We start from the raw sequence: 24,963 nt of genomic DNA, 5'->3' as shown, positions 1-24,963 counted from the left end.
ATTGTCGGTAAGTCGATATTCCTTGTCGAAACGTCGATATATTAAAAAAATCGTTGATATATTTCAAGTTGTGTTCGATATATTTGAAAAATCGTCGATATAATTTCATTTACTAAGGTTACTCCCACGAGTAACCTTTTCGTATTGTACAAATTGGATAGACTAGTTTACAATCGAGCGTATAAAGGGGGAGTAAAATGAAGCGGATTTCCATTTTAATAGCGGATGATGAGGCAGAAATTGCTGATTTAATTGAGATACATTTAGAAAAAGAAGGGTACCACGTTGTGAAGGCAGCTGATGGAGAAGAGGCAATTCATATTATTGAAACGCAGCCAATCGACTTAGTGGTTTTAGATATTATGATGCCGAAAATGGATGGGTATGAAGTGACGCGCCAAATTCGCGCGAAGCACCATATGCCAATCATTTTCTTAAGTGCGAAAACATCTGATTTTGATAAGGTGACAGGTCTTGTATTAGGCGCAGATGATTATATGACCAAGCCTTTTACACCGATTGAATTAGTTGCGCGTGTAAATGCACAATTACGTCGATTTCTTACGTTAAATCAGCCGAAAGTAGTGGACAATAAATCTGCTTTAGAGGTAGGCGGAGTCGTTATTGATCCGGAGCGAAGAACGGTAAATGTGTACGGAGAACAAGTTGAATTAACACCGAAAGAGTTTGATATTTTATATTTATTAGCGAGTCATCCGAAGAAAGTGTACAATGTGGAAAATATTTTTCAGCAAGTATGGGCAGATGATTATTACGAAGGCGGAAATACAGTTATGGTACATATTCGTACATTGCGGAAAAAACTTGGGGAAGATAAAAGAAAGGACAAGTTAATAAAAACAGTGTGGGGAGTAGGTTATACTTTCAATGGATAACATGATGAAAAGCTTTCGATTTAAAATGATTGTCTTATTTGCGTTAAGTATGGTGCTCGCTGCAACTGTAACTTATATAATTTATAAAGGATTGCAGCTGTATTATAAAACAATGGTTCGCTATGAAGAGCCTTTAGCACAATTTAGGTCAATCGTAAGGGAATTTGGAGACATTAATTTCTTTTTAATTTTCTTTATTCCGTTATCTATTATCTTCTTCTTCTTTTTGACAAAACCGTATTTAAAGTATTTTAGTGAGATTTCTAACGGGATTCATCATCTTGCGAACGGTAACTTTACGAATAAAGTTCAAGTTTCATCAAACGATGAGTTTGGAGATATCGCACGTGAAATAAATGTTGCGAGTGAAAAGTTAAAAGAAGCGGTGGAAAGAGGAGACTTTGCTGAAAGTAGTAAAGACCAGCTCGTTGTGAACTTAGCTCATGATCTAAGGACACCATTAACATCCGTGTTAGGGTATTTAGATTTAATTCTTAAAGATGAGAATTTAACAAAAGAACAAATTAAACATTTTTCCACGATTGCATATACGAAATCGCAAAGGCTCGAAAGTTTAATCGATGAGTTATTTGAAATTACACGTATGAATTACGGCATGCTAAAGCTGGATAAAAAACCGATTGATATAAGTGAACTACTTATCCAGTTAGATGAGGAATTGTATCCTTTATTAGAGAAACATCATTTACAAGCTAGGTTGAATATTGATCCTCATTTGCCGATTAACGGTGATGGAAAATTGTTAGCTAGAGTATTTGAAAACTTGTTAACAAATGCCGTTCGATACGGATATGATGGGCAATTTGTTGATCTGAATGGGTATATCGATAATGAAGAAGTTGTTGTACAAATTATGAATTACGGAGATAGCATTCCAGAAGAAGATTTACCGTATCTTTTTGATATGTTTTATACAGGTGATAAATCGAGAACTGAGAACCGTGGCGGGACAGGCCTTGGACTGTTTATTGCGAAAAATATTGTTGAGCAGCATGACGGGACGATTTCTGCTGAAAGTAATGTAGTTAGAACAATGTTTGAAGTGCGATTGCCAAAAGAAGAGAACTTAACAATTTAATAAAAATTTAAACTTTACCCCACTTTTTATTTTAATAGTTTTTTCTATTCTATACGTAAGTTACGTTGAGGAGGAACTAGAAATGAAAAAGTGGGTATTTATTTCTTTTTTTATAGCATGCACAATCTGTGTAGGCGTTTATATATCACCATTATTCCAAAAGGAGATCGATGTTAAAATTGCCGACAAAGATAATACGGTAAGGGCTGCGAATACGGAAAAGATAGAGATTACAAAAGAAGAAATTTATAAAGGTGATTTATTATTAGTTAATAAAGATTACCCGGTTAAAAAAGATAGTATTAGGTCTGATATTATAAATGTAAATCACAATAGTGAATTAGTAAGAGGTTACGTCATATTTGATAGAAATCTTCGTTTATCAAAGGGCGTTGTGAAAAATTTTTTGAACGTTGTCGATGCAGCTGGAAAAGATGGCGTACAGCATTTCTTAATGAGTAGCGGATATCGAGATTTTAAAGAACAAAGTAAGTTATATAAAGAAATGGGATCTGACTATGCACTCCCAGCAGGATACAGTGAACATAATTTAGGATTATCACTCGATGTTGGATCTACACAAAAGAAAATGGAGAAAGCGCCTGAAGGAAGATGGATTGAAGAGAACGTATGGAAGCACGGGTTTGTTTTACGTTATCCGAAAAATAAAAGTCATATTACAGGCATTCAATATGAGCCGTGGCATATACGTTATGTAGGATTACCGCATAGTGCCATTATGCAAAAGGAGAAAATTACACTAGAGGAATATTTGGACTTCTTAAAAGAGAAAAAAGAAATCACAACGGATGTGGAAGGTAAGAAATATACGGTTTCTTATTATAAAGTGTCCGGGAACAGGAAAGTGAATGTTCCAGCGAATAAACAGTATGAAATTTCGGGGAATAATATGGATGGGGTTATTGTGACGGTTCAGGAATAGATAAAGAGGTTGTTCCGATTTGGAGCAGCCTTTTCGTATATAAGAAAGGGATGGGCATTTTTGTCGGTAAATCGATATGCCTTGTCGAATCATTGATTTAATTTCTTGTACTATCAGCATTTTGGAGGTGTATCTTTTTATTTACTTTTAAACATTATAACGTTATATTTACTTCTCCCTTTTTTTGTGTTACGCTAAACGTGTGAAAGAGATATAAAATGAAACTTTAATGTAAGCGTATTCTTATGGCTTCTTATAGAAAAGGGTGGAAGTACAATGACAGAACGATTCGTACTACGTAATGTGAAACGTGTGAACGGGGAAGAGATTGACATTGTAATTGAAAATAATAAAATCGCACAGGTGACGAAAGCTGGTGCTGGCGAGGGTGGAAAGGTTCTTGATTACTCAGGTACTTACGTATCGAGTGGCTGGATTGATTTACACGTTCATGCTTTTCCAGAGTTTGATCCGTATGGCGATGAGGTGGATGAAATTGGCGTTAAGCAAGGGGTAACGACAATTGTTGATGCGGGCAGCTGCGGAGCTGATCGTATTGCAGATTTAGTAAAAAGTAGAGAGCAGGCAAAAACGAATTTATTTGCCTTTTTAAATATTTCTCGCATCGGTTTGAAACGAATTGATGAATTATCCAACATGGAATGGATAGATAAAGAGAAAGTAATAGAAGCAGTAGAAAAGTATAAAGATGTAGTCGTTGGGTTAAAGGCGAGAATGAGTAAAAGTGTCGTTTGTGACAGCGGAATTGAACCGCTTCATGTTGCACGCTCGTTATCTCGTGAAACATCATTGCCGATTATGGTACATATCGGTTCAGCACCTCCTCGCATTGAGGAAGTTGTACCTCTTTTAGAAAAAGACGATGTGATTACACATTACTTAAACGGGAAAGAAAATAATTTATTCGATGAAGAAGGCAAACCGCTACCTGTATTACTAGATGCCGTGAACCGGGGTGTTCATTTAGATGTTGGTCACGGCAATGCTAGTTTTTCTTTTAAAGTAGCAGAGGCGGCGAAGCATCACGGTATTGCTTTTAATACAATTAGTACAGATATTTACCGGAAGAATCGTATAAACGGTCCCGTGTATAGTATGGCTCACGTTCTTTCGAAATTCCTTTACTTAGGTTATCCGCTAGAAGAAGTAATTGATGCGGTGACGAAACATGCGGCAGAGTGGCTGAAAAAACCAGAGCTTGGTCGTATTCAGGAAGGCGATATTGCAAACTTAACTTTATTTACGGTGAAAGATGAGAAGGTTACGTTAATTGATTCAGAAGGGGATCAGCGCATTGCTGAAAGAAGAATTGATACGAAAGGGGTTGTAATCAATGGGTCATTCATTGAATGCTAAGTACGGATTAAAAAGAGTAATTAATGCGAGCGGTAGAATGAGTATTTTAGGTGTATCCGCTCCTACAGATACAGTTATGGATGCGATGAAACATGGGGGACAAAATTATGTGGAAATTGCAGATTTAGTAGATAAAGCGGGAGACCATATTGCGAGAATTCTAGATTCAGAGGCAGCGGTCATTGTGAATTCAGCATCGAGCGGAATTGCACTTTCTATCGCTGGTATCGTGACAGAAGGAAATCGCCGTAAAAGTGAAAGACTTCATCAAGAGGTCATCGCGAAAAATGAAGTGATTATGTTAAAAGGTCATAACGTTCAATACGGTGCTCCTGTTGAAACGATGATTTACTTAGGCGGAGGAAAACTTGTAGAAGTTGGCTACGCAAATGAAGGGAAAGCAGAGCATATTGAAGAGGCGATTGGTGAAAATACAGCAGCAATCCTATATGTGAAATCCCATCATGCCGTGCAAAAAAATATGATTTCTGTTGAAGAAGCATGGGAAGTTGCGCAGCGAAATAACGTACCACTTATCGTTGATGCGGCAGCTGAAGAAGATATTCAAAAATATGTGAAGTATGCAGACCTTGCCATTTATAGCGGTTCAAAGGCAATTGAAGGACCTACTTCTGGTATTGTTGGCGGTAAACGAAAATATATTGAGTGGCTGAAAGTGCAATTACATTGCATCGGAAGAAGTATGAAAGTCGGGAAAGAAACAACTTTCGGTTTACTTCAAGCGCTTGATGAGTACGGAGCAAAAGAAGATAAAAGTGAACAAGAAAAAGAGTTATTACAAGTACTTATGCCACTAAAAGAATTAAACGGTGTAAATGTAACAATCGTTCAAGATGAAGCAGGAAGAGCGATTTTTAGAGCACGTATTCACATTAACGAGAATGAGTTAAATAAATCAGCAAAAGACGTCGTAACAGCATTACGCGAAGGGGAAATTGCCATTTATACACGTGATTACGGAGTAAGACAAGGATTCTTTGATATTGATCCACGTCCACTTCAAGGTGATGACATACATGTAATTGAAGAAAAATTGAGAGAAATTGTAGGGGGAAACTAAAATGACAAACATTCAAAAACGTTTTTATAAAGGCCGCGTAGCCTTAAATGTATTAGCGAACAATATTGAAAATGCGAAAGACATCTTTGAAGCAGCAGAAGGTTATGTAGTAGTCGGAGTGTTATCAAAAGATTACCCAACAGTAGAAGAAGCCGTTACAGCGATGAAAGCATACGGAAAAGAAATTGATGACGCGGTATCAATCGGACTAGGAGCTGGAGATAATCGCCAAGCAGCAGTTGTAGCTGAAATTGCGAAGCATTATCCTGGTAGCCATATTAACCAAGTGTTCCCTTCAGTTGGAGCGACACGTGCAAATCTTGGCGGAAAAGATAGCTGGATTAATAGTTTAGTATCACCAACAGGAAAAGTAGGTTACGTAAATATTTCTACTGGTCCAATTAGTGCAGCTGGGGAAGAAAAAGCAATCGTTCCAATTAAAACAGCAATCGCACTTGTACGTGATATGGGCGGAAATTCGTTGAAATACTTCCCAATGAAAGGTTTAGCTCATGAAGAAGAATATCGCGCAGTTGCGAAGGCTTGTGCGGAAGAGGGATTTGCATTAGAGCCAACAGGCGGAATTGATAAAGAAAACTTCGAAACAATTGTACGTATTGCGCTTGAAGCAAACGTAGAGCAAGTGATCCCGCACGTGTACTCTTCTATTATTGATAAAGAAACTGGCAATACGAAAGTAGAAGATGTTCGCGAATTATTAGCAGTCGTGAAGAAGTTAGTTGATCAAAATGCGTAAGAAAATTGCAGCATTCGGCGAAGTCATGATGCGCCTGCAAGTACCAGGATATGAGTTGTTGTCGCAAGCTAACACATTACATTACTCATTTTCTGGTACAGGTGTGAACGTTGCAGCAGCACTTTCTCATCTCGGTCATGAAGGCTTTCTTATTTCAACTTTACCGGAAAATTCTGTTGGGGATGCTGCGATATCACATATTCAAAAGTTAGGCATTCAGTCACCGTTTATTTCAAGAGGTGGTAAATATGTCGGCATGTACTTTTTAGAAAATGGATTTGGAGCACGTGCAAGCCGCGTTACATATTCGAATCGATTAGAAAGTAGCTTCAATACGGCATGTGAAGAGATGTACCAGTTTGAAGAAATTGCAAAGGAAATTGATATCGTTCATTTTTGCGGCATTACACTTGCGATGAATGATATGGTGCGCCATCATATGAACTCTTTAGCGAAAGCAGTGAAAGAAAACGGAGGAACTGTCGTCTTTGATTGCAACTATCGTCCATCTCTTTGGGGAGAAGATGGGTATGAGCAGGCGAAACCACATTATGAAGAAATGCTGGCTCTTGCTGATATCGTTATGATGAATGAAAAAGATGCAATGCTCGTTCTTGGAATGAAAACAGAGGAGACGGAGCGAGAAGCACAACTTATTGATCTTATTCCAAAGGTTGCTGAAACATATCATATCACTACAATTGCTGGTACACATCGCTCTATTAATAGCGATAATACACACTCGCTTCGCGGGTTTATATGTAAAGATGGTGCGTTCACTTTTGCAAAAACACTTACGTTTTCTGTATATGATAGAATAGGTGCTGGAGATGCTTATACGAGCGGGATTATTCATGGCGAGATAGAAGAGTTTGCACCAGAGAAAGCTGTTTCATTTGCGTCAGCAGCTGGAATGCTTGCACATACAATCGTCGGTGATACGCCAATGTCATCAGAGAAGGATATACTTCGGGCAATGACGGCATCAGTAGGTGATGTAGAAAGGTAGTGGGTGTAACGGTGAACGTAACGAGGAAAAAAGGACCCTTATATTTACAAATAAAAAATATTATTCGTGATCGAATATTGCATGGTGTATATGCGATTCATACGAATATTCCTTCCGAACCGCAGTTAGAAGAAGAGTTCAAAGTGAGCAAAATTACAGTGCGTAATGCGATTAAAGAACTTGCTCAAGAAGGATATTTAGAAAAGAAAAGCGGTAAAGGAACGAAAGTTATCCGCAATACTTCTGCGACAAAGTTGTCAAAGGGTAAGAAATTTACAGAAGTGTTAGTGGAAGAAGGATATAAAGTACAGAAGAAATTGCTCAAAGCAGAAATCGTTCATAATGAAGAAGGAACGGTGCCTTTTCGATTATTCGGTAAGGAGAGTTTTCGCATTGAACGTTTATATACGTTAAATGATGCACCGTACATTCATTATACGCACTATTTCTCAGCACACATGGCAAGTACAGATTTATCGGACTTTGACTTGCAATCGCTTTACGATTTAGTGGAAGACCGAGGTATACATTTAGAAAACTTCAGAGATGAATTCGCTGTTGGACTTGCGCCTAGTTTTGTTGCCGAAGCGTTAGGTGAAAAAGAGGGGGCAGCGCTATTAAAACGCATGCGCTATTCTTACGATGAAGTTGGCGAAGTAATTGAATATAGCGAAGGCTACTACAATACAGAAATGCAGCATTATGTAGTGAATTATGACGTATAAAAAGAGGGTATTCGCCCTCTTTTTTTATAAAGTGTTTTATTAGATTCATCCCGCACCAATTAGGTGCTTATTACCTGCAAATACGGGATAAAAGTAAGGGGAATGAGAGATGGATATATATTTATTAATCGTCACGTTGCTTGCAATCGCGATTGTTATTTTAGGGGTATCATGGTGGAAATGGCATGCATTTATTAGTTTAACAGTTGCGAGTTTATTTTTAGCTATTATGTCTGGACTGAATTTAACGAAAATAGTGACTGCCTATGAAAATGGTGTTGGTAGTGTACTAGGGCATTTAGTTGGTATTTTAGCTCTCGGAACAATTTTAGGAAAAATGATGTCCGATTCGGGGGCAGGCATGCAAGTGGCAGACTTCTTTATTCGATTTTTCGGTGTAAAGAAACTACCTTGGGCTATGTTATTTGCAGGTTTTGTTATAGGGATTCCAGTGTTTTTTGAAGTGGGGATCGTCATTTTATTACCACTTGTTATTTCGATTCGAAAAACGACGAAGCAAAATATATTATTAATTGCGTTACCTGTTATAGCTGGATTATCTATTGTGCATGGGCTCGTGCCACCACATCCAGGAGCGATGACAGCAATCGGTATTTATAATGCGAACTTAGGAAAGGTACTTTTATATTCATTACTTATCGCGTTACCAGCAGCCATTATTGCAGGACCGATATTTGCAAAGTGGGTACATAAAAGGGTTATACCTGAAAATGAACCAGAGCTTGTTCGAGTTACGACTGTATCAACAGATTTACCAAGTCGTAAAGTCTCATTTTTTATTATTTTATTACCAGTTGTATTGATGATTTTATCAGTAGTTGCACCATATATTTCATTACCGAGAAAGATAACTGAATTTTTTGTATTTATAGGTAGCCCAGTAATTGCTTTACTTATTTCATGTTTCGCAGCATTTTATTTACTTGGAATAAGACAAGGAATTAATAAAAAGATGATTAAAAAATTAACAGATGAAAGTTTATTACCGGTCGGTTCCATTATTTTAATTATTGGTGCAGGCGGTGGGTTTAAACAAATATTAATTGAAAGTGGCGTTGGAACAGCGATTGCGCAAATGGCAGAGCATATATCGTTATCACCAATTGTGTTAGCTTTCATGGTAGCTGGATTAATTCGAATCGCAACAGGTTCAGCAACAGTAGCATTAACGACAGCAGCAGGAATTGTTTCACCAGTTATTCAGCACATGTCAGGTGTAAATTTAGAATTGCTCGTTATTGCAACAGGTGCAGGATCATTAATGTTTTCTCACGTAAATGATGCAGGTTTCTGGCTTGTAAAAGAGTATTTAGGATTGACGGTGAAGGAAACGTTTAAAACGTGGACGGTACTTGAGACATTGTTATCATTTATTGCATTTGGTTTTGCGCTTTTATTAAATATGTTTATTTAGGGGAAGAAAAGCTCATTTAAACGAATAAAACCCACAGGGGAAACGTAATTTCTCTGTGGGTTTTCCTATTTTGTTGGCACAGTTACTTAGAATGATACATGGTAATTTGTTTTTTTGTGCTTTCTGTCGCCCTATTGCTTAATAGAACGGACATATTGATCTTCTCCCTCATCTTTAACAAAGACTCCTAGTTCATTCAAATCTTTGCGTAAATGCTTCTTTTTTTTCGAGTTTCCATCTCGGATGGCATTTCGTCTTTCATACAAAATAGTATTTACATTTTTACTAAATCGTTCATCCTCTAATTTCCAGAGACTATAGTCCTGTTTATAAGGATCTTGTTCCACCCATGGGAAACCGTGCAGCAAGAAAATATCTTTGATTTTACTTGGATTCACATCAGATGTTTCACGCAACCATTCTCGGCCTTCTTGATCAATGATAACCACTTGCCCCTTATCTACAAAAATAGCTTTTACATTTGATTTAGTGATCTGTTTCTTTTGATCATCTTTACTCATATGAATGCTTTCCGGAGTAATATTCATTTTTAAAGCGTCATTATAAATGATTAATGAAAATAAAATCCCGGCAATAACACCAATTAGCATGAGGATAATGGGAAGCCAGAAGGGGTTAATAGAATTTAAAAGTTCTATAATTTTTGAATCAGAAAAGAGAGGAATCTTTTTTATAAGCTCTATTAATTTAGGTGAAAAATATCCAATAACGCCTAAAAGGATTGGACTTACTATAACCAGTAATTTTTCTAAAAAACCTAATCCAATGACAGATGCCTTTTTCATGTGTAGTTCATCCTTTCTTCATATATATTTTTTCAAAATCAGGGCATTTAAATAGTGAGTTTCTTCACCATTTTTATGAGCTCATCTGAGTAATTTTCTATAGATATAGATGAATTCGCCTTCAACATTCTTTCTTCGATTGCTCCTAAAATAAATGAAGCTAACGTGTCAATTTGGAAAGAGTTAGAAAACACGCCATTTTGTTGACCGGCCTTCAAAATATCCAATAACATCGTTCTAAGAGCATCTTCTTCGTCGTCTTCGATTCTGTAATAAGGAACATTCTCTTCATTTCTTGCATTAAAGACAATCTCAATTAAGGCAATATTATTTTTGTAATGAGTCTCTTGATAAGCCAAATGTGCTTCAATAAAAGCCTCTAGTTTGTTTATTTCAGATTGGGCTAATAGCACTCGATTACTAATAAATTCATGTTGTTTATCAACTAAAAATTGTAATGTCCGATTCATAAGATAAAGCTTATCGTTAAAATGATAAGAAATAAGTCCAGTACTAATCTTAGCTTTTTTTGCTACCTTCGTTAAGCTTAAGTTGTTATATCCAACTTCCTCTAATGTATCAATACATGCAAGAATAATTTGTTCACGCCTAGCCTCTGCAATAAAAGAATCAGTCACGCTATTCAACTCCTGATTTATATATTTTGAATGTATAACCAAAAAATTGATTGGTCGTTCAATTAAATTTTAGTGAGAAATTTAAATGATGTCAAATGCTTTATGTTTACATCTTGAAAAGGCTAATTCGCCTTTTGATAAAGCCCATTTCCGAAAACAAGCCCGTTTTTAAGAAAGCCAAGCTTCCTATTCGCCCTGAAAACATACTATAAATGGAATCCCCTCATTTAGAGCAAGGTGAACTTGTTATGAATGATACTAAAGGAGGAATAGAGTAATGAGCGAAAAGTGTGAACACAGACATGATGATTGTAACCGCAGACACCATGGTTGCGGAGGCGGTTTTGCGCTTCTAATCGTATTGTTTATTTTATTAATCATCATCGGTGCTAGCTGCTTCGGCGGAGGCGGCGGTTGTGGTTATGGTGGTTACGGCGGTTATGGCGGCGGCTATGGTGGATTTTGCTGCTAATTATTAAAAACTATTGAAAATAGCCTTGTGCAGACTGCACAAGGCTATTTTATTCATATCTTGATATGCTGTGATAATTTATTAATGTACAGAGAACGGATTAAGAAGAAGAAAATGATCTCGATAATCCCGAAAAAGGTGAGTATAATCAATAACTCTTTTAGTAAAGAAAAAGCGAACATACTTTGTAAAAACTTAACGGCAAATAACGTGTGAACACCCGCAACGATGTAAGGAACGAAAAATAAAATTCCTAACTGAATCGTTGCAGATCGAAACATTTCTGATTCAGTTAAGCCAAGCTTTGTAATCGTAATATACTTTTGCCTCTCAGTTGTTAAGTCGTTATACATACGGAAGTATAAAACACTAGCCGCACCAATAAAGAAGATAAAGCCAAGAAATGCCCAAATAAAGAATTGAGCAACTGCATTTTCTTTACTATGAACGAGTTCATCGGTCGCCGTATGAATGAAGAAAGGGACTTGAGCTTTCTCTTCTGTATGCTTTTCGTAGAACTCACGTGCATCATCACCAATAATACGTAACATATTTTTGGTTGGAACCATTGCATTTTCCCAATTTTCCACGAAGTAGTTATAAATCGTAATTGCTTCAATATGAGGAATCATATTTTCAATTGCATTATCTTGCATAACAATGAGATGAGGTAATGCAAAGGAGGGTTCAATTCCTTTATTAATAAAACCTTTAATATGAAATTCTTTTTTATTAGAGCCAAGTGTAATCGTATTTTGTTTAGCAAATGGATTTGATACAAGATTTAATAGCTCTGGCGCATAGCGAGAAATAATGTAAACTTGTGTAGAATCAAGAGTCACTGCTGGTCTATTTAGTTGTTTAGCAATTGCGTTATAATCACTCATTTTCATTAGTACAATATCTTCTTTTAATGCTGTATCCTTTAATACTGTAAATTTATATTTTTTGTAATCGAAATTGTTATTTGTAAGCTCGGTTTCAATTGTAGTAATATGCTTTTGTTCAAGTGAATTCTTGCCTTCAGATGTATATGTGAAGGGAATAGGATATCGCTCTAGTATGGATGCCTTTGTATTATTATTAGCAGCAAATAACCCGATAATAATCGTAAATGCAAGTGCAGATAACATAGAAACGATAAAGAGTACATTAATATTACTACGGGTACGAGCGACTAAATCTGAAATCCATAACATATTTATTTGTTTTAAATAAAACTTTCTACGCTTCTTTAAAATATAGATAAAAAGAAGAAATGTTTGTGAAAAGAATAAATATGTCCCGACTATTACGAGCGGTAAAATAGACAACATAATGAGAAAGACAGATCCATTTTGCACATTTTTTTCTGTTACGTAGCCTTGCGGATAACCTGCGATGTAATAACATAGTCCTAAACAAATTAAAGCAAATAAAGAGATGAGTATAGACGGCCTTTTTTCGGCTGCCACTTTCTTGTTCCCTTTAATAAGATGGACTGTTTTTCGAGTTCGAATAAACATCGGTGTAAATGTAGAAACGATTAAAAATAAAATGATAAACGTTACGGTTGTAACGATAATCGCCTCTGTTGGCCAATATAAATAGAGACCTTTCGCACTTGTTAATTTTGAAGTGACTAATAAGAAAAAGTTAGAAAATACTAGACCACCTTGAATGCCAATAAAGATAGATAATATCCCAATTATCATGTTTTCGGTAAATAGCAGTCTTTTTAATTGTCTCTGTGAGATACCGAGAATCGTGAGTATCCCGAATTGCTGCTTCCGTACATTTAAAAATGTTCCAATTGAATATAAGAGAAAGAAGAACGAGAACATAACGATAACTAGCTGTGCTGTACTAGCTAAGTTCATTAGAGGATCTCGATCTTGAAAGCTTTGCACATTTTGTAAGCGCGGATGATACGCGTACACAGTAAATGAAAAGAAAACCATGATAGAAAAAGCACTACTTACAAAATAAGCGAAATATGCTTTAGAATTACGCGAGACATTTTTAAATGCAAATTGCCCAAATGTCATCCACGTCTTCCTCCTAATAATGCTAAAACATCTAATATTTCTTGATAAAACTTCTCGCGATATAGCCCGCGATGTAGCTCGTTGTAAAGCTCGCCATCTTTAATGAAAATGACGCGGTTACAGTAACTTGCTGCGAATGGATCGTGCGTCACCATTAAAATTGTTGCATCTTCTTCTTTATTCAATTTCGTAAATAGTTCCATCACGTCAATTGCCGCTTTTGAATCTAAATTTCCCGTTGGTTCATCGGCAAGTAGAAGTGACGGATGATGAATAACAGCACGTGCTACTGCGGTACGTTGTGCTTGTCCCCCAGAAACTTCAAAAATACGTTTGCCTAAAATATGATCAATGCCAAGCTTTTTAGAAATGTTATTAAGCTTTTCGTCCATTTCTTTTAATGGAACATTATCTAATGTTAAAGGTAGTACGATATTTTCACCGATTGTGAGTGTATCTAGTAAGTTAAAGTTTTGGAAAACAAACCCTAACTCTTGGCGGCGGAAAATAGCTAACTTCTCTCTACGAAATGTGTGCGGTTTTTTTCCGTTAATCACAACATCACCAGAAGTAGGGGAATCAATTGTAGAGATAACGTTTAAAAATGTAGATTTACCACTACCAGATGGTCCCATGATAGCGACAAATTCACCTTTATCTACATGTAAATTTATATTTTTTAAAGCAGTATGAGGGACTTTTCCTTCATACACTTTTGAAACGTTTTTTATGTGTAAAACTTCTTCCATAGTAATCACCTTTCTATTCGTTAAAACTTAATGTGTTGTGATAATTTTTGCATATAGAAGGAACGAATTAAAAGGAAAAATAAAATTTCAACCGTTCCAAAAATCATAAGTACGACTGTAACCTCAGCGAAGAACGAGAGATGTAAAACTTCTTGTAGCATCTTTGTCGCAAACATCGTATGAATCGATGCCATAATGTATGGGACAAAGAAAAGAATCGCAAGTTGAATTGTAGCAGATCGTTTCATCTCAACTTCTGTTAAACCGATTTTTGTAATCGTTACATACTTTTCTTGCTCATTTGTTAAATCTGTATACATCCTGAAGTAAAGAACACTGCCAGCACCAATAAAGAAAATAACACCTAAGAAAGTACCAATTAAGAAGAACGAAGCGACATTTTGTTTTGTTGTGTATAGAGAATCGCTCGCTTCACTTGCATGGAAAGGCGTGTGCTCTGCTTGAATGTTGTTCCCGTCGGTATTAATTTTGTCTATGAATAACGAGCCGATATTATTGGCTTTTTCCCAGTCCTTAACTTTAAAGCTATATACACTCATCTGTTTTGAAACGGATGATAACGCTTCTACATTTTCATCAGATAGTATGAGCAATTGGTATATTAAGCGGTTTGGGAATGGGTTATAACTTTTATATTCTTTCACTTGTAGTTGTAAATTGTTTTGAGTAAGTGTAAGAATATTTTTCTTGTCTTTATTATGAAGCGTTCCAATAACCTGATCATCTAAGTCTTTCATAAGAATATAAGATTCATTCTTATTTACCGTGAGCGTTTCCCAATTTAAAGCCTTAGCAAGTACATTATAGTCACTTTGTTTAATTGCATAATAGAGCTGCGAATTTTCTTCCGCTGAAGATACTTCATATATATCCGTTTTAAATTGTTTATAAGTAAATTGCTCTTCGTTAAACTTTTGTTTTAACCAATTTAAATGTTCATCCGCTAACGTATTTTCAGTATGTGATAAATATGTAAAAGGAAAAGGATTTTCTCTTACTGTATCGAACTTCATAAATTTCCCAAAACCATATAAGAATGTAATCATAGTAAAAGCAAGTGTTGATAGCATCGCTACAATAAAGAGCATGTTAATGTTTGTCCGAATGCGTGCTGCTAAATCAGAAATCCAAAGCATATTAATTCGCTTCATATAAAATGTTCTTCGCGTTTTTAATATACGAATGAGTAAAAAACTAATTTGTGAAAAGAAAAAGTATGTTCCAGCTGCAACAAGTGACGGAATGAGGAATATACTGGTGGCGGCGTACAAAAGCCCAATTACGTCGCCGAGCGACATGAAATATAGCGGATTTGCTGCTAGTACGTATCCAGATATTAAACATGTTGCACCAAAAAGAGAGATAAGCACGGATGCTTTTCTTTCTTTTTGTTTTGTTCCTTCTTTTAAAAGACGTACAGCCTTTCTCGTCCGAATGAGCATCGGCGTAAACGATGAGACGAGAATGAAGAGTCCTAGAAAAATGATTATCGTTAAAATAATGGCAGCTGTTGGCCAATATAAATATAAACCAGGAACATGTGTAATTTTGGCGGTAACTAATAAAAAGAACTGCGAGAAGACAAGTCCAAGTTGAATACCGAAAAAGATGGAAAGAACACCAATTAGCATGTTTTCTAGAAATACGAGTCTCTTTAATTGTTTTTGAGATATGCCAAGTACTGTTAAAATCCCAAATTGCTTTTTTCGCACTTTTAAGAAAGTACCGATTGAATATAGTAAAAAGAAAAATGAAAAGAATACAATGACAATTTCTGAAATTGTCATTAATATGTTCAGAGCAGCATTCACGCCTGTCATATGCAATTTAGGATGAAATAAATAAACTGCAAACGAGAAAAAAATTGCAATGGAAAATGCACTGCTTACAAAATAGGCGAAATAAGCTCTGGCGTTCCGTGTGACGTTTTTAAATGCAAACTGCCAAAATGTCATTCACCTAAACCTCCTAAAAGAGTGAAGATGAAAAGAGTATGAGAGATACTCTTTTCATCAAGTTTGTTTTAAGTATTTTATTCACTCGTGTACTGTGATAATTTTTGCATATAAAGTGAACGAATGAATAAGAAAAACACAATTTCAACGAATCCAAAAATAATAAGAACGGCTGAAACTTCTTTGAACAAAGATAAATCAATTACATCTTGGAGCATTTTCGTTGCAAACATTGTATGAATGGATGCCATAATGTAAGGAACAAAAAATAAAATACTAAGTTGAATAGTTGCAGATCGTTTCATCTCTTTGTCTGTTACACCGATCTTAGAAATCGTTATATATTTCTCTTGTTCGTTCGTCAAATCTGTATACATTCTAAAATAAAGAACGCTCCCCGCTCCAATAAAGAAAATGACTCCTAGAAATGTCCCAATTAGGAAGTACGTGGCACTACCAGATGTGATTCTGTATAATGAACCTGCTGATTCATAGGAGTATATAAGGGATCCTTCGTGCTGGAATTCTTGTAGATTTTTTTGTATTTTTCGTATAAAATCATCAGCAATTTTATACGTCTTTTCCCAGTTTTGTACTTTATAATTGTACGCTGTTACATGCTTTGTTGTAGGTGGTAAGTTGTTTACAACAGTGTCAGGTAAAATTAAAGTTTGGTATGAAAAGTTAGATGGAATGGCCCCTGCTTGTTCATAGCCCTTTACTTGTAATTGCGTATTTGTGCTAGAAAGTGTAATAGACTTTCTATTGTAGCTTGGCTCAAATTCACTGAATAAGGTTACATAAGCATTACCTGTTAAGACATATGCTTCATTTTCGTTCATGAATAGTTGTTTCATTCGCAGGGAAGCTGCGAGTTTATTATAGTCACTTTGTTTTATTGCATATATGTCATTATATGCTGTTATACCTTCATCTTCTTTCAGTGGTGTTTCATATAAATCAGCCTTTATTTTCTTATAAGAGAAATTCTCTTTTTTTAATTGTTGTTCAAGCCAATTTAAATGATCGTCCACAAAAGGATTTGCGTCATAAGAAAAATAAGAGAATGGAAAAGGTGAACTTCGCGTAACCTCTAGCTTTGTAAACTTTCCGACTCCATATAGGAACGTAATCATTGTGAAAGCAACTGTAGATAGCATCGCTACAATAAACAGCATATTAATATTCGTTCGGATGCGGCTTGCTAAATCTGAAATCCACAGCATATTAATCCGTTTCATATAAAATTTTCTTCTTTTCTTTAAAATATAAATAAGTAAGAAACTAATTTGAGAAAAGAAAAAATATGTTCCGATTGTAACGAGCGTTGGAATTACGAAAATACTTGAAACCATATATATAACGCCTACTTGCGAGTTTATTGAGAAGAAATATTTAGGATTTCCAGCTAAAATATAACCACTTAATAAACAGATAGCACCAAATAGAGAGATAAATATGGATGGTTTTCTTTCCTTTTGTTTCCTACCATTAGTTTTTAAAAGGTTTACCGTCTTTTTCGTGCGAATTAGCATAGGTGTAAATGAAGATACAGCGATAAAGAGACCAAGAAACACAATCATTGTTAAAATGAAAGCGTTCGTAGGAATATATAAATATATCCCTGGTAGATGTGTAATTTTCGCTGTTACTAATAAGAAAAACTGCGAGAAGACAAGTCCAAACTGCATACCGAAAAAGATAGATAAAATACCGATTAACATATTCTCCATAAAAACAAGACGATGTAATTGTTTTCTCGATATTCCTAAAACGGTTAAAACGCCGAATTGTTTTTTTCTAACTTTTAAAAAAGTGCCAATGGAATATAGTAAAAAGAAGAAAGAAAAAAATACAATTACTACTTCTGAAAATATCATTAATCCTGAAATTTCAGAGATCATGTCAAAATTTTGTAGTTTTGGATGAAATAAGTAAACTGCGAACGAAAAGAAAACAGCAATGGAAAAAGAACTACTTACAAAGTATGCAAAATAAGCTCTTGAATTGCGCGTTACATTTTTAAAGGCAAACTGCCAAAATGTCATAATATGTACCTCCCGCTAGAAGGCCAATATGTAGTTTTATTGCAAAAAATGTATGAGAGTGCGTTCTCATACATTTTGCTAGCATATGTTACGATCATGCTTCCGTCACCTTCTCTGTATGTTCTGCTTGATTATTTGCAGCGTTGTGGAAGATGATTTTAATCGTTGTTCCTTTACCAACTTCAGAATCTAGTTTGACAGAATGACCTAAATAATCGCAAATTTTACTCACGATATAAAGTCCCATACCAGTAGATTCTCCGAATGCGCGACCGTTTTTTCCAGTGTAAAACGGTTCGAATACTCTTCGAATATCTTCTTGTGGAATACCAACACCTTCATCGCGAACTTCTAAAATAATATCTTTTCCGTTTCGGTAAGCAGATAAGAAAACTTTCTTTCCGCGCTCACCAGAGTAACGAACAGCATTTGTCATTAACTGATAGATGATAAATTTTAGCCATTTCGCATCAGAAGCAACCTTTAAATCAGAATGAACTTCTAAAACAGGGAAGACCCCGTTTCGAATGAATAATTCTTTTAAGCTGTTAATATTTTTTGTTACCGTATCTTTTAATGAAATCGTCTCAACATGGAAATCTTCATGGAAGTTATTTAGCCTTGCCATATATAAAGCCATATCGAGTCCTTGATTTAAACGTTCTAATTCTTTTTTGAATTTCGGAATCAAATGCTCATCTTCCATTTCGAGCACCATAAGCTGCATAACGGACACAGGTGTCTTCATTTGATGCACCCAGTGGTTAATGAATAATTGATGTTCTTGTTGTTTTACTTCATACGATTGTAGTTCTTTTTGGAATAGACGGTATTGCGTGCGCACGAGTTCATTTACACCGTGAGGCATCGGAGCAGTTGCTCTTTCAATAAACGCATCTTCCATTTTCTCTGGTTGCTCACTTAATCTATGGTACATTCTACGGTTACGGACGTAACGATAAGCGAGGAAACAAATGAATAAATACAAACTTAAAACGACGAAGTAAAATTTATTATTTTGAAATCCATCTACTGCATCATACAGAACAAAGATGATACCGAAGTTTAATACGTATAGTAGAAAAAATGCAAAATGATCACGTAAAAATAGCTTCATGCTTATTCACTCCAAGTTGCGTTAAAACGATACCCAAGTCCACGTACGGTTTCAATAGCATTTTCAATACCAAGCTCATTGAACTTTTTACGAAGACGCGTAATGTTTACGTTTAATGTATTTTCCTCAACGAAGCTTTCGTCATCCCATAGGGCAGCTAGTAAATCTTCACGGCTCGCTGTGCGAGGGAATTTAGATAATAACATTTCTGCTAAAATTGCCTCTTTCTTCGTTAAAAGAACTTGCTCAGCACCGAAATGAATTTCTGGGCGTTCTGGAAATAGTTTTAGTCCTTCTACTTCAACGATACGTTCAGAAATATTTGGCGCATAATCACCGTAAATACGGCGTAATTGACCTTTAATTTTTGCCATTACAACGTCGTAATGGAACGGTTTTGTAATATAATCATCCGCACCGCTTTCAATCGCCATAATTTGTTCCATTTCACCAGCACGAGCTGAAATGAAAATAATAGGACAAGTAGATTCATGACGAATTTGGCGACACCAATAGAATCCATCGAATTTCGGTAAGTTTACATCAAGTAAAACAAGGTGTGGTTTCACTACGTTAAACGATTCCATAATATCATCGAAGTTCTCTGCAACAACAGCTTCATAGCCGTATTTTTGAATGTGAGATTGTAGTAATGATGAAATATTTGGATCGTCTTCAACGATTAAAATTTTATACATATGTATATTCCTCCTAAAAAAACAATTGTAGCTATAGTGTATCATGTGTTTCAAGTCTTTTCATTATGTTGAAAGATAAGCTAGTAAACAGTATAGGTCAAAAGTGTGAAAAGTAAAAAGGGCGTATAGATAATTGACAATTAACAGGAATCATTTTAATATTTAGATAAATATCTAAATGTCTAATTAATGAAAGGAAGAAAGACATTGAATCAAGCATTCAAAGCATTAGCAGACCCAACAAGGCGAAAAATTTTAGACTTATTAAAAGAAGGTGATTTAACTGCTGGTGAGATTGCTGAACATTTCAATATGACAAAGCCAAGTATTTCACATCACTTAAACGCACTTAAAAATGCTGAACTTATTCAAGACGAAAAGCAAGGGCAATTCGTTATGTATTCTTTAAACACAACTGTATTTCAAGACTTGTTGACTTGGGTGTTTACATTTACGAATAAGGGGGAAGAGGGGAAATGAGGAAGCATATATTTCCGTTATTATTAATTGCTTTAACGATTATTGCATGGTGTGCCGCGTGGACGCATTTACCGGAGGAGGTTCCGAGTCATTGGAATCTTGCTGGTGAGGTAGATGGACATATGTCAAAAATGGGAATGATGATTTTTGATGTTGCAATTATGATTTTTATATATGCTTTATTGACTTTATTGCCTAAGATAGATCCGAAGCATGGGAATTATGAGAAATTTTCTAAAGGATATAATGTAATGAATTATAGCGTATTATTCCTATTATTTTTAGTAAGTATCATTGGAATTGGGGCTGGATTGGGTTATGACATTCCAATGAATAGTACACCGCATATTCTTGTTGGCCTTTTATTTATAGTTATCGGAAACTATTTACCGCAGTGCAAACCAAACTATTTTGTCGGTATAAAAACACCGTGGACGTTAAGTAACGAGGAAGTGTGGAGAAAGACACACCGTTTTAGTGGGAAGGTGTTTGTTGCATTAGGAATTATTATGATGTTAAGTATTTTTGCACCGGTAGCGTGGAAAGCTTTCCTAATCATTGGCATTATTATTGGTGCAGTAGGATTAACGATGGGATATTCATATGTCGCTTATAAAAAAGAATTAAAAATGTAAATAAAGCTGCTTTTCCTTAGAAGGAAAAGCAGCTTTATTTTTATTTCCTTAAAATTGGTATCCAAATTTCACTTTTAAAGTTTGGAGAAGATATATCTTTCTGTTCATTCCACAATATTTCCGGTCCTTCCGCTAGTTCATAGTTTGAGGAAGGAAACCATTCGGAATAAATGCGTCCCCATACATTTTGTAATGTTTGAGGAAATGGACCGACAGCTTCAAAGATAGCCCATGTTGAAGCGGCGACTTCAAGTTGCGCGAATTGGGCTGGACAATCTTTCGTTGTTGCTACCCCAATGTAGTGATCGAGTTCTCCTTTTTCCTCCATTCTTCCTTCAGAAAAGTTAGTAGAAGCACTAATGATTCCATTCGGTTCCATGTTTGAAAGGGACTTTAACGTTTGAATGGACTCTGGATTTAAACTTTTCCACATAGAGGCGATTTCTTTATTTACACCGTTAAATACAATCGGTACACGTTTTGTAATACCAATAATTCGAAATGGTTCTTTTTCTTCAATTCGATAATTCATTTCATTTCCTCCTTGAATCGATAACTGGAAGGTCATTGGTGAATAAGCTTTCAAAGAATGATTACTATTTCGGGCTTCTGAAGGTGTTATGCCGTGCAAGTTTTGAAAGGCACGTGCAAAAGAATCCGGTGAGTTATATCCATATTTTATAGCGACATCAATGACTTTTGCATTGCTATCTTTTAGTTCAAAGGCAGCAAGAGTAAGACGTCTACAGCGAATATATTCTGATAGTGATACGCCAGCTAGGAAAGAAAACATTCTTTTGAAATGATATTCAGAGCAGTAAGCTATTTTTGCGACTTCTTTAAAATCAATTTCATCTGTTAAGTTGTGTTCAATATATTGCATGGCCGCATTCATGTTTTTAAGTGAATCCATACGATGACCTCCTTGTTAAATAGAATAGCAGGAACAAACGAAGTCCATCCGACATTTCATGCACAACTTTGTAGGGTACATTTTTAACCTTACAAAATTGTAATGTTCCTGTAAGGAGAATGAATGGATGGTATGATATCCCAATGCTATAGTAACAAAGTACTTTCGTTCAGTAGGTTAAATTTTTATATCTTTACTTATGCGTCTTACATAACTGTCATGTTTGTGTAAGAAACATCGATAGTGGCAAAAGTAGAGAGTGTATATAGTTGAAAATAGAGAATAGAAGAAATGAGGGATGTCGAGATGAAAACAGTGTTAGAAGCAAAAAATATTGAAAAAGTGTATGACACGGGTGGTAATAAATTTGCAGCTTTAAAAGGTATTAACTTACAAGTAAAAGAAGGTGAGTTCGTTGGAATTATGGGACCTTCTGGTTCGGGTAAGACGACTTTACTAAACGTTCTTTCTACAATTGATAATGCGACGAACGGTGAAATTTTAATTGATGGAAAAGATATCGTGAAGATGAACGATGATAAGTTAGCGTTATTCCGCCGCGATCATTTAGGGTTCATTTTCCAAGATTATAATTTATTAGATACGTTAACGGTGAAAGAGAACATTGCGTTACCTCTTGCGTTATCAAAGGTGAAAGCGAGTGAGATTGATCGCCGCGTTCTTGAAATATCAAAGAAATTCGGTATTGATCATATTTTAAGTCAGTTCCCATATCAAGTGTCAGGCGGACAGAAGCAGCGCTGCGCAGCATCGCGTGCGATTGTTACGAATCCTAGTATGATTTTCGGGGATGAGCCGACAGGAGCGCTTGATTCTAAATCAGCGACAGATTTACTTGAAAGTATGAAGTCGTTAAATGAATATGATAACTCTACAATTTTAATGGTAACACATGATGCGTTTGCGGCGAGTTACTGTAAACGAGTTATTTTCATTAAAGATGGTGAGTTATATAAAGAATTGCACCGCGGTGAATTAACGCGTAAACAGTTCTTCCAACAAGTCGTTGACGTAATGTCTTCCATTTCCGGAGGTATGGCTGATGACCTTATCTAGCATTGCCCTCCGCAACATACAGCGGAATTTTAAAGACTACTTTGTATATTTTGCATCTATGATCTTTAGCATCGTCATTTATTTTACATTTAAGGCGTTGCAGTATAATTCACAAATGGAAAAAGCTGCGGAAGCTTCTAAAAAAATTAGCGGAGCGTTCCAAGTTTCAAGTGTTATGTTAATTATTTTCGTAGCGGTATTCATTATATATTCGAACGGTTTCTTTACAAGGAAGCGTAAAAAAGAAGTTGGGCTATATTCCTTATTAGGTATTCGAAAAAGACAGATTGGTAAAATGCTCTTTTATGAAAATATGTTAATGGGGTTAATGTCTTTAATTATCGGGATTGCGATCGGTAGCGTTCTTTCAAAACTATTCCTTGAATTACTAATAAGTATGATGGGAATCAACTTAAACGTTCATTTTGAAGTACCGATGGCCGCAGTTATTGATACAGCAATTATTTTCTTTGTCATTATTTTGTATACATCACTTCAAGGGTATCGTTTAATTTATCGCTTTAAGCTAATTGAACTTTTCCGAGCAGAACGTGAAGGAGAGACAATGCCAAAAGGATCGGTTATTATGGCATTCATTTCCGTTTTCTTAATCGGTTCAGGTTATTTCTTAGCGTTAATGTACATGAAAGCAGTTATGTATGCAGACTTTATGGTCGTTGCATTATACATTTTACTAGCGACAGTAGCAGGGACTTATTTATTGTTTATGTTCTTCACAGTATTTGTATTGAAGCGCGCAAGAAATAATAAGTCAGCGTTTTATAACGGTATGAATATGGTAACAACATCGCAACTACTATATCGTATTAAAGGAAACGCGAAATCATTAGCGACAATTGCTATTTTAAGTGCAGTGACATTAACAGCGGTTGGTACGTCAGTTACGATGTATTACAACACATTTACGCAATCAAAAGTTGCTGCGCCGTATAGTTATTCTTACGAGAAAAAAGATGAAGCAATAGATAAAAAGGTAAAAGAAATACTTGCTGGAGAGAAGAGCAATCATCCAGTGACATATGAATCAGAAGTTGAAATGATTCCTGTGAAGGGAACATTTAAAGGTGAAAGAGCAGATCAAGTGCTGAACACACATTATAATGTTACGAAGCAGTACCAGCTTATTTCTCAATCAAGCTTTAATACAATTGCGAAACGATTAGATGTAGAGCCTGTAAACTTAGGTGCGAATGAAGCCTTTGTATACGATAGCCTCTATATTGAAAAACTTGATTTTGGTCCTCTTTATACAGGAAATAAAGCTGTATTTCCTGTTGGGAATGAATCGAAAGAGCTAAACATTAAAGGTGTAAATAGTAGAAGTCTTACAAACTTAAATGAACTATTTGTAATTGTTCCGGATCAAACATATGAGCAGGCGAAACAAGTACATGAAACACGTACTGTAAAAAATATTGATGTAAAAGGTGAGCGAAATAGTAAAGAGTTAACAGCGAAATTAGCAAGCATTATGCCAGCAGGCGAATCGGAAGTTTTAAAACCATTTAACGATTTCTATACAGGATTCCAAATGGGAATTGAAACGACAGGTTTAATGATGTTCATTGGGCTATTCTTAGGATTAGTTTTCCTATTAGCGACAGGCTCAATCATTTACTTTAAGCAGCTTACAGAAGCAAGTGCTGACCGTGATCGTTACGTTGTTCTTCATAAAATTGGTGTAACGAAGCAAGAGATGAAGAGAGCTATCGCAAAACAGGTGAGCTTTATCTTTGCTATTCCGTTAATTATTGGTATTTTACACAGTTTATTTGCACTAAAAGGTTTGTCAAATATATTACCATTCGAAATTATGATTCCGCTCCTAATTAGTATTGGAGTATATGGCATCATTTATATCGGATATTACTTCTTAACAGTTCGTTCTTATTATAAGATTGTGAGTGCGAAATAATAAATGAGCAGCTATCGCTATATGCGATAGCTGTTTTTTCATTCTTCATAAAATCTTAAGAAATCTCCT

Annotated in this window: 23 protein-coding genes; 14 read left to right on the top strand and 9 right to left on the bottom strand. The window is 35.6% G+C overall.

Going from position 1 to position 24,963, the window contains the following annotated elements; translation table 11 throughout:
* Positions 1–197: 197 nt before the first annotated feature.
* The 9 genes from ACZ76X_RS24190 to gntP all read left to right on the top strand — a co-directional run bounded on the left by ACZ76X_RS24190 (position 198) and on the right by gntP (position 9,322).
* Complete coding sequence (locus ACZ76X_RS24190; protein WP_479851925.1) at positions 198–896, top strand: response regulator transcription factor; 699 nt, start codon at positions 198–200, stop codon at positions 894–896.
* Positions 889–1,995: a sensor histidine kinase gene (locus ACZ76X_RS24185; protein ID WP_479851924.1), complete on the top strand. Its 1,107-nt coding sequence runs from the start codon at positions 889–891 to the stop codon at positions 1,993–1,995. The genes ACZ76X_RS24190 and ACZ76X_RS24185 overlap by 8 nt, the downstream gene beginning before the upstream one ends.
* Before the next feature lie 82 nt (positions 1,996–2,077).
* Positions 2,078–2,938 carry a M15 family metallopeptidase gene (locus tag ACZ76X_RS24180; protein ID WP_098225192.1) on the top strand — a complete coding sequence of 287 codons (861 nt, stop codon included), beginning with the start codon at positions 2,078–2,080 and terminating at the stop codon, positions 2,936–2,938.
* A gap of 276 nt (positions 2,939–3,214) precedes the next feature.
* Positions 3,215–4,315 carry an amidohydrolase/deacetylase family metallohydrolase gene (locus tag ACZ76X_RS24175; protein WP_479851923.1) on the top strand — a complete coding sequence of 367 codons (1,101 nt, stop codon included), beginning with the start codon at positions 3,215–3,217 and terminating at the stop codon, positions 4,313–4,315.
* Complete coding sequence (locus ACZ76X_RS24170) at positions 4,293–5,396, top strand: DgaE family pyridoxal phosphate-dependent ammonia lyase (RefSeq protein WP_479851922.1); 1,104 nt, start codon at positions 4,293–4,295, stop codon at positions 5,394–5,396. Before ACZ76X_RS24175 ends, ACZ76X_RS24170 begins: the two co-directional genes overlap by 23 nt.
* 1 nt (position 5,397) lies before the next feature.
* Complete coding sequence (gene dagF, locus ACZ76X_RS24165) at positions 5,398–6,153, top strand: 2-dehydro-3-deoxy-phosphogluconate aldolase (RefSeq protein WP_000181914.1); 756 nt, start codon at positions 5,398–5,400, stop codon at positions 6,151–6,153.
* On the top strand, positions 6,146–7,162 hold the full coding sequence (locus tag ACZ76X_RS24160) for a sugar kinase (protein ID WP_479851921.1): 1,017 nt from the start codon (positions 6,146–6,148) through the stop codon (positions 7,160–7,162). Before dagF ends, ACZ76X_RS24160 begins: the two co-directional genes overlap by 8 nt.
* Positions 7,162–7,887 carry a GntR family transcriptional regulator gene (locus ACZ76X_RS24155; protein ID WP_098313647.1) on the top strand — a complete coding sequence of 242 codons (726 nt, stop codon included), beginning with the start codon at positions 7,162–7,164 and terminating at the stop codon, positions 7,885–7,887. Before ACZ76X_RS24160 ends, ACZ76X_RS24155 begins: the two co-directional genes overlap by 1 nt.
* 109 nt (positions 7,888–7,996) lie before the next feature.
* Positions 7,997–9,322, top strand: coding sequence for a gluconate permease GntP (gene gntP / locus ACZ76X_RS24150; protein WP_479851920.1), 1,326 nt, complete (start codon positions 7,997–7,999; stop codon positions 9,320–9,322).
* A 131-nt stretch (positions 9,323–9,453) separates the two neighbouring features.
* On the opposite strand, the gene ACZ76X_RS24145 is transcribed toward gntP, so the two are convergent.
* Together ACZ76X_RS24145 and ACZ76X_RS24140 are read right to left on the bottom strand one after the other, a co-directional pair.
* A complete protein-coding gene (locus tag ACZ76X_RS24145; protein ID WP_479851919.1) occupies positions 9,454–10,128 on the bottom strand; it encodes a YqeB family protein in 675 nt (224 codons plus the stop codon).
* 47 nt (positions 10,129–10,175) lie between these two features.
* Complete coding sequence (locus ACZ76X_RS24140) at positions 10,176–10,766, bottom strand: TetR/AcrR family transcriptional regulator (protein ID WP_479851918.1); 591 nt, start codon at positions 10,764–10,766, stop codon at positions 10,176–10,178.
* Between the two features lie 277 nt (positions 10,767–11,043).
* Between ACZ76X_RS24140 and ACZ76X_RS24135 the strand changes: the two genes are divergently transcribed.
* Positions 11,044–11,238 carry a YjcZ family sporulation protein gene (locus tag ACZ76X_RS24135; RefSeq protein ID WP_306188047.1) on the top strand — a complete coding sequence of 65 codons (195 nt, stop codon included), beginning with the start codon at positions 11,044–11,046 and terminating at the stop codon, positions 11,236–11,238.
* A gap of 53 nt (positions 11,239–11,291) precedes the next feature.
* Here the strand turns inward: ACZ76X_RS24135 and ACZ76X_RS24130 are convergent, their stop codons facing one another.
* From ACZ76X_RS24130 to ACZ76X_RS24105, 6 genes are all read right to left on the bottom strand, one after another.
* A complete protein-coding gene (locus ACZ76X_RS24130) occupies positions 11,292–13,265 on the bottom strand; it encodes an FtsX-like permease family protein (RefSeq protein ID WP_479851917.1) in 1,974 nt (657 codons plus the stop codon).
* The gene (locus ACZ76X_RS24125) at positions 13,262–14,014 is read right to left on the bottom strand and encodes an ABC transporter ATP-binding protein (protein WP_479851916.1); all 753 of its coding nucleotides are present in this window, start codon (positions 14,012–14,014) and stop codon (positions 13,262–13,264) included. Before ACZ76X_RS24125 ends, ACZ76X_RS24130 begins: the two co-directional genes overlap by 4 nt.
* Positions 14,015–14,034: 20 nt before the next feature.
* The gene (locus ACZ76X_RS24120; RefSeq protein WP_479851915.1) at positions 14,035–15,990 is read right to left on the bottom strand and encodes an FtsX-like permease family protein; all 1,956 of its coding nucleotides are present in this window, start codon (positions 15,988–15,990) and stop codon (positions 14,035–14,037) included.
* Between the two features lie 77 nt (positions 15,991–16,067).
* The gene (locus ACZ76X_RS24115) at positions 16,068–18,038 is read right to left on the bottom strand and encodes an FtsX-like permease family protein (RefSeq protein WP_479851914.1); all 1,971 of its coding nucleotides are present in this window, start codon (positions 18,036–18,038) and stop codon (positions 16,068–16,070) included.
* 94 nt (positions 18,039–18,132) lie between these two features.
* Positions 18,133–19,155, bottom strand: coding sequence for a sensor histidine kinase (locus tag ACZ76X_RS24110; RefSeq protein WP_479851913.1), 1,023 nt, complete (start codon positions 19,153–19,155; stop codon positions 18,133–18,135).
* Between the two features lie 2 nt (positions 19,156–19,157).
* Positions 19,158–19,853: a response regulator gene (locus ACZ76X_RS24105; protein WP_479851912.1), complete on the bottom strand. Its 696-nt coding sequence runs from the start codon at positions 19,851–19,853 to the stop codon at positions 19,158–19,160.
* A 207-nt stretch (positions 19,854–20,060) separates the two neighbouring features.
* On the opposite strand from ACZ76X_RS24105, the gene ACZ76X_RS24100 reads away from it, so the two are divergent.
* The gene (locus ACZ76X_RS24100; protein WP_202283453.1) at positions 20,061–20,333 is read left to right on the top strand and encodes an autorepressor SdpR family transcription factor; all 273 of its coding nucleotides are present in this window, start codon (positions 20,061–20,063) and stop codon (positions 20,331–20,333) included.
* Complete coding sequence (locus ACZ76X_RS24095; protein ID WP_479851911.1) at positions 20,330–20,968, top strand: SdpI family protein; 639 nt, start codon at positions 20,330–20,332, stop codon at positions 20,966–20,968. The genes ACZ76X_RS24100 and ACZ76X_RS24095 overlap by 4 nt, the downstream gene beginning before the upstream one ends.
* Before the next feature lie 40 nt (positions 20,969–21,008).
* On the opposite strand, the gene ACZ76X_RS24090 is transcribed toward ACZ76X_RS24095, so the two are convergent.
* Positions 21,009–21,881, bottom strand: coding sequence for an AraC family transcriptional regulator (locus ACZ76X_RS24090; protein WP_479851910.1), 873 nt, complete (start codon positions 21,879–21,881; stop codon positions 21,009–21,011).
* Between the two features lie 306 nt (positions 21,882–22,187).
* Here ACZ76X_RS24090 and ACZ76X_RS24085 point away from each other — a divergent pair, with 306 nt between their 5' ends.
* Together ACZ76X_RS24085 and ACZ76X_RS24080 are read left to right on the top strand one after the other, a co-directional pair.
* A complete protein-coding gene (locus ACZ76X_RS24085) occupies positions 22,188–22,958 on the top strand; it encodes an ABC transporter ATP-binding protein (RefSeq protein WP_000859654.1) in 771 nt (256 codons plus the stop codon).
* Positions 22,945–24,894: an ABC transporter permease gene (locus ACZ76X_RS24080; protein ID WP_479851909.1), complete on the top strand. Its 1,950-nt coding sequence runs from the start codon at positions 22,945–22,947 to the stop codon at positions 24,892–24,894. The genes ACZ76X_RS24085 and ACZ76X_RS24080 overlap by 14 nt, the downstream gene beginning before the upstream one ends.
* The last annotated feature ends 69 nt before the right edge of the window (positions 24,895–24,963 follow it).

The organism is Bacillus sp. BC05(2025) (genome assembly GCF_056725905.1).
This window is presented reverse-complemented; position numbering and strand designations above follow the sequence as displayed.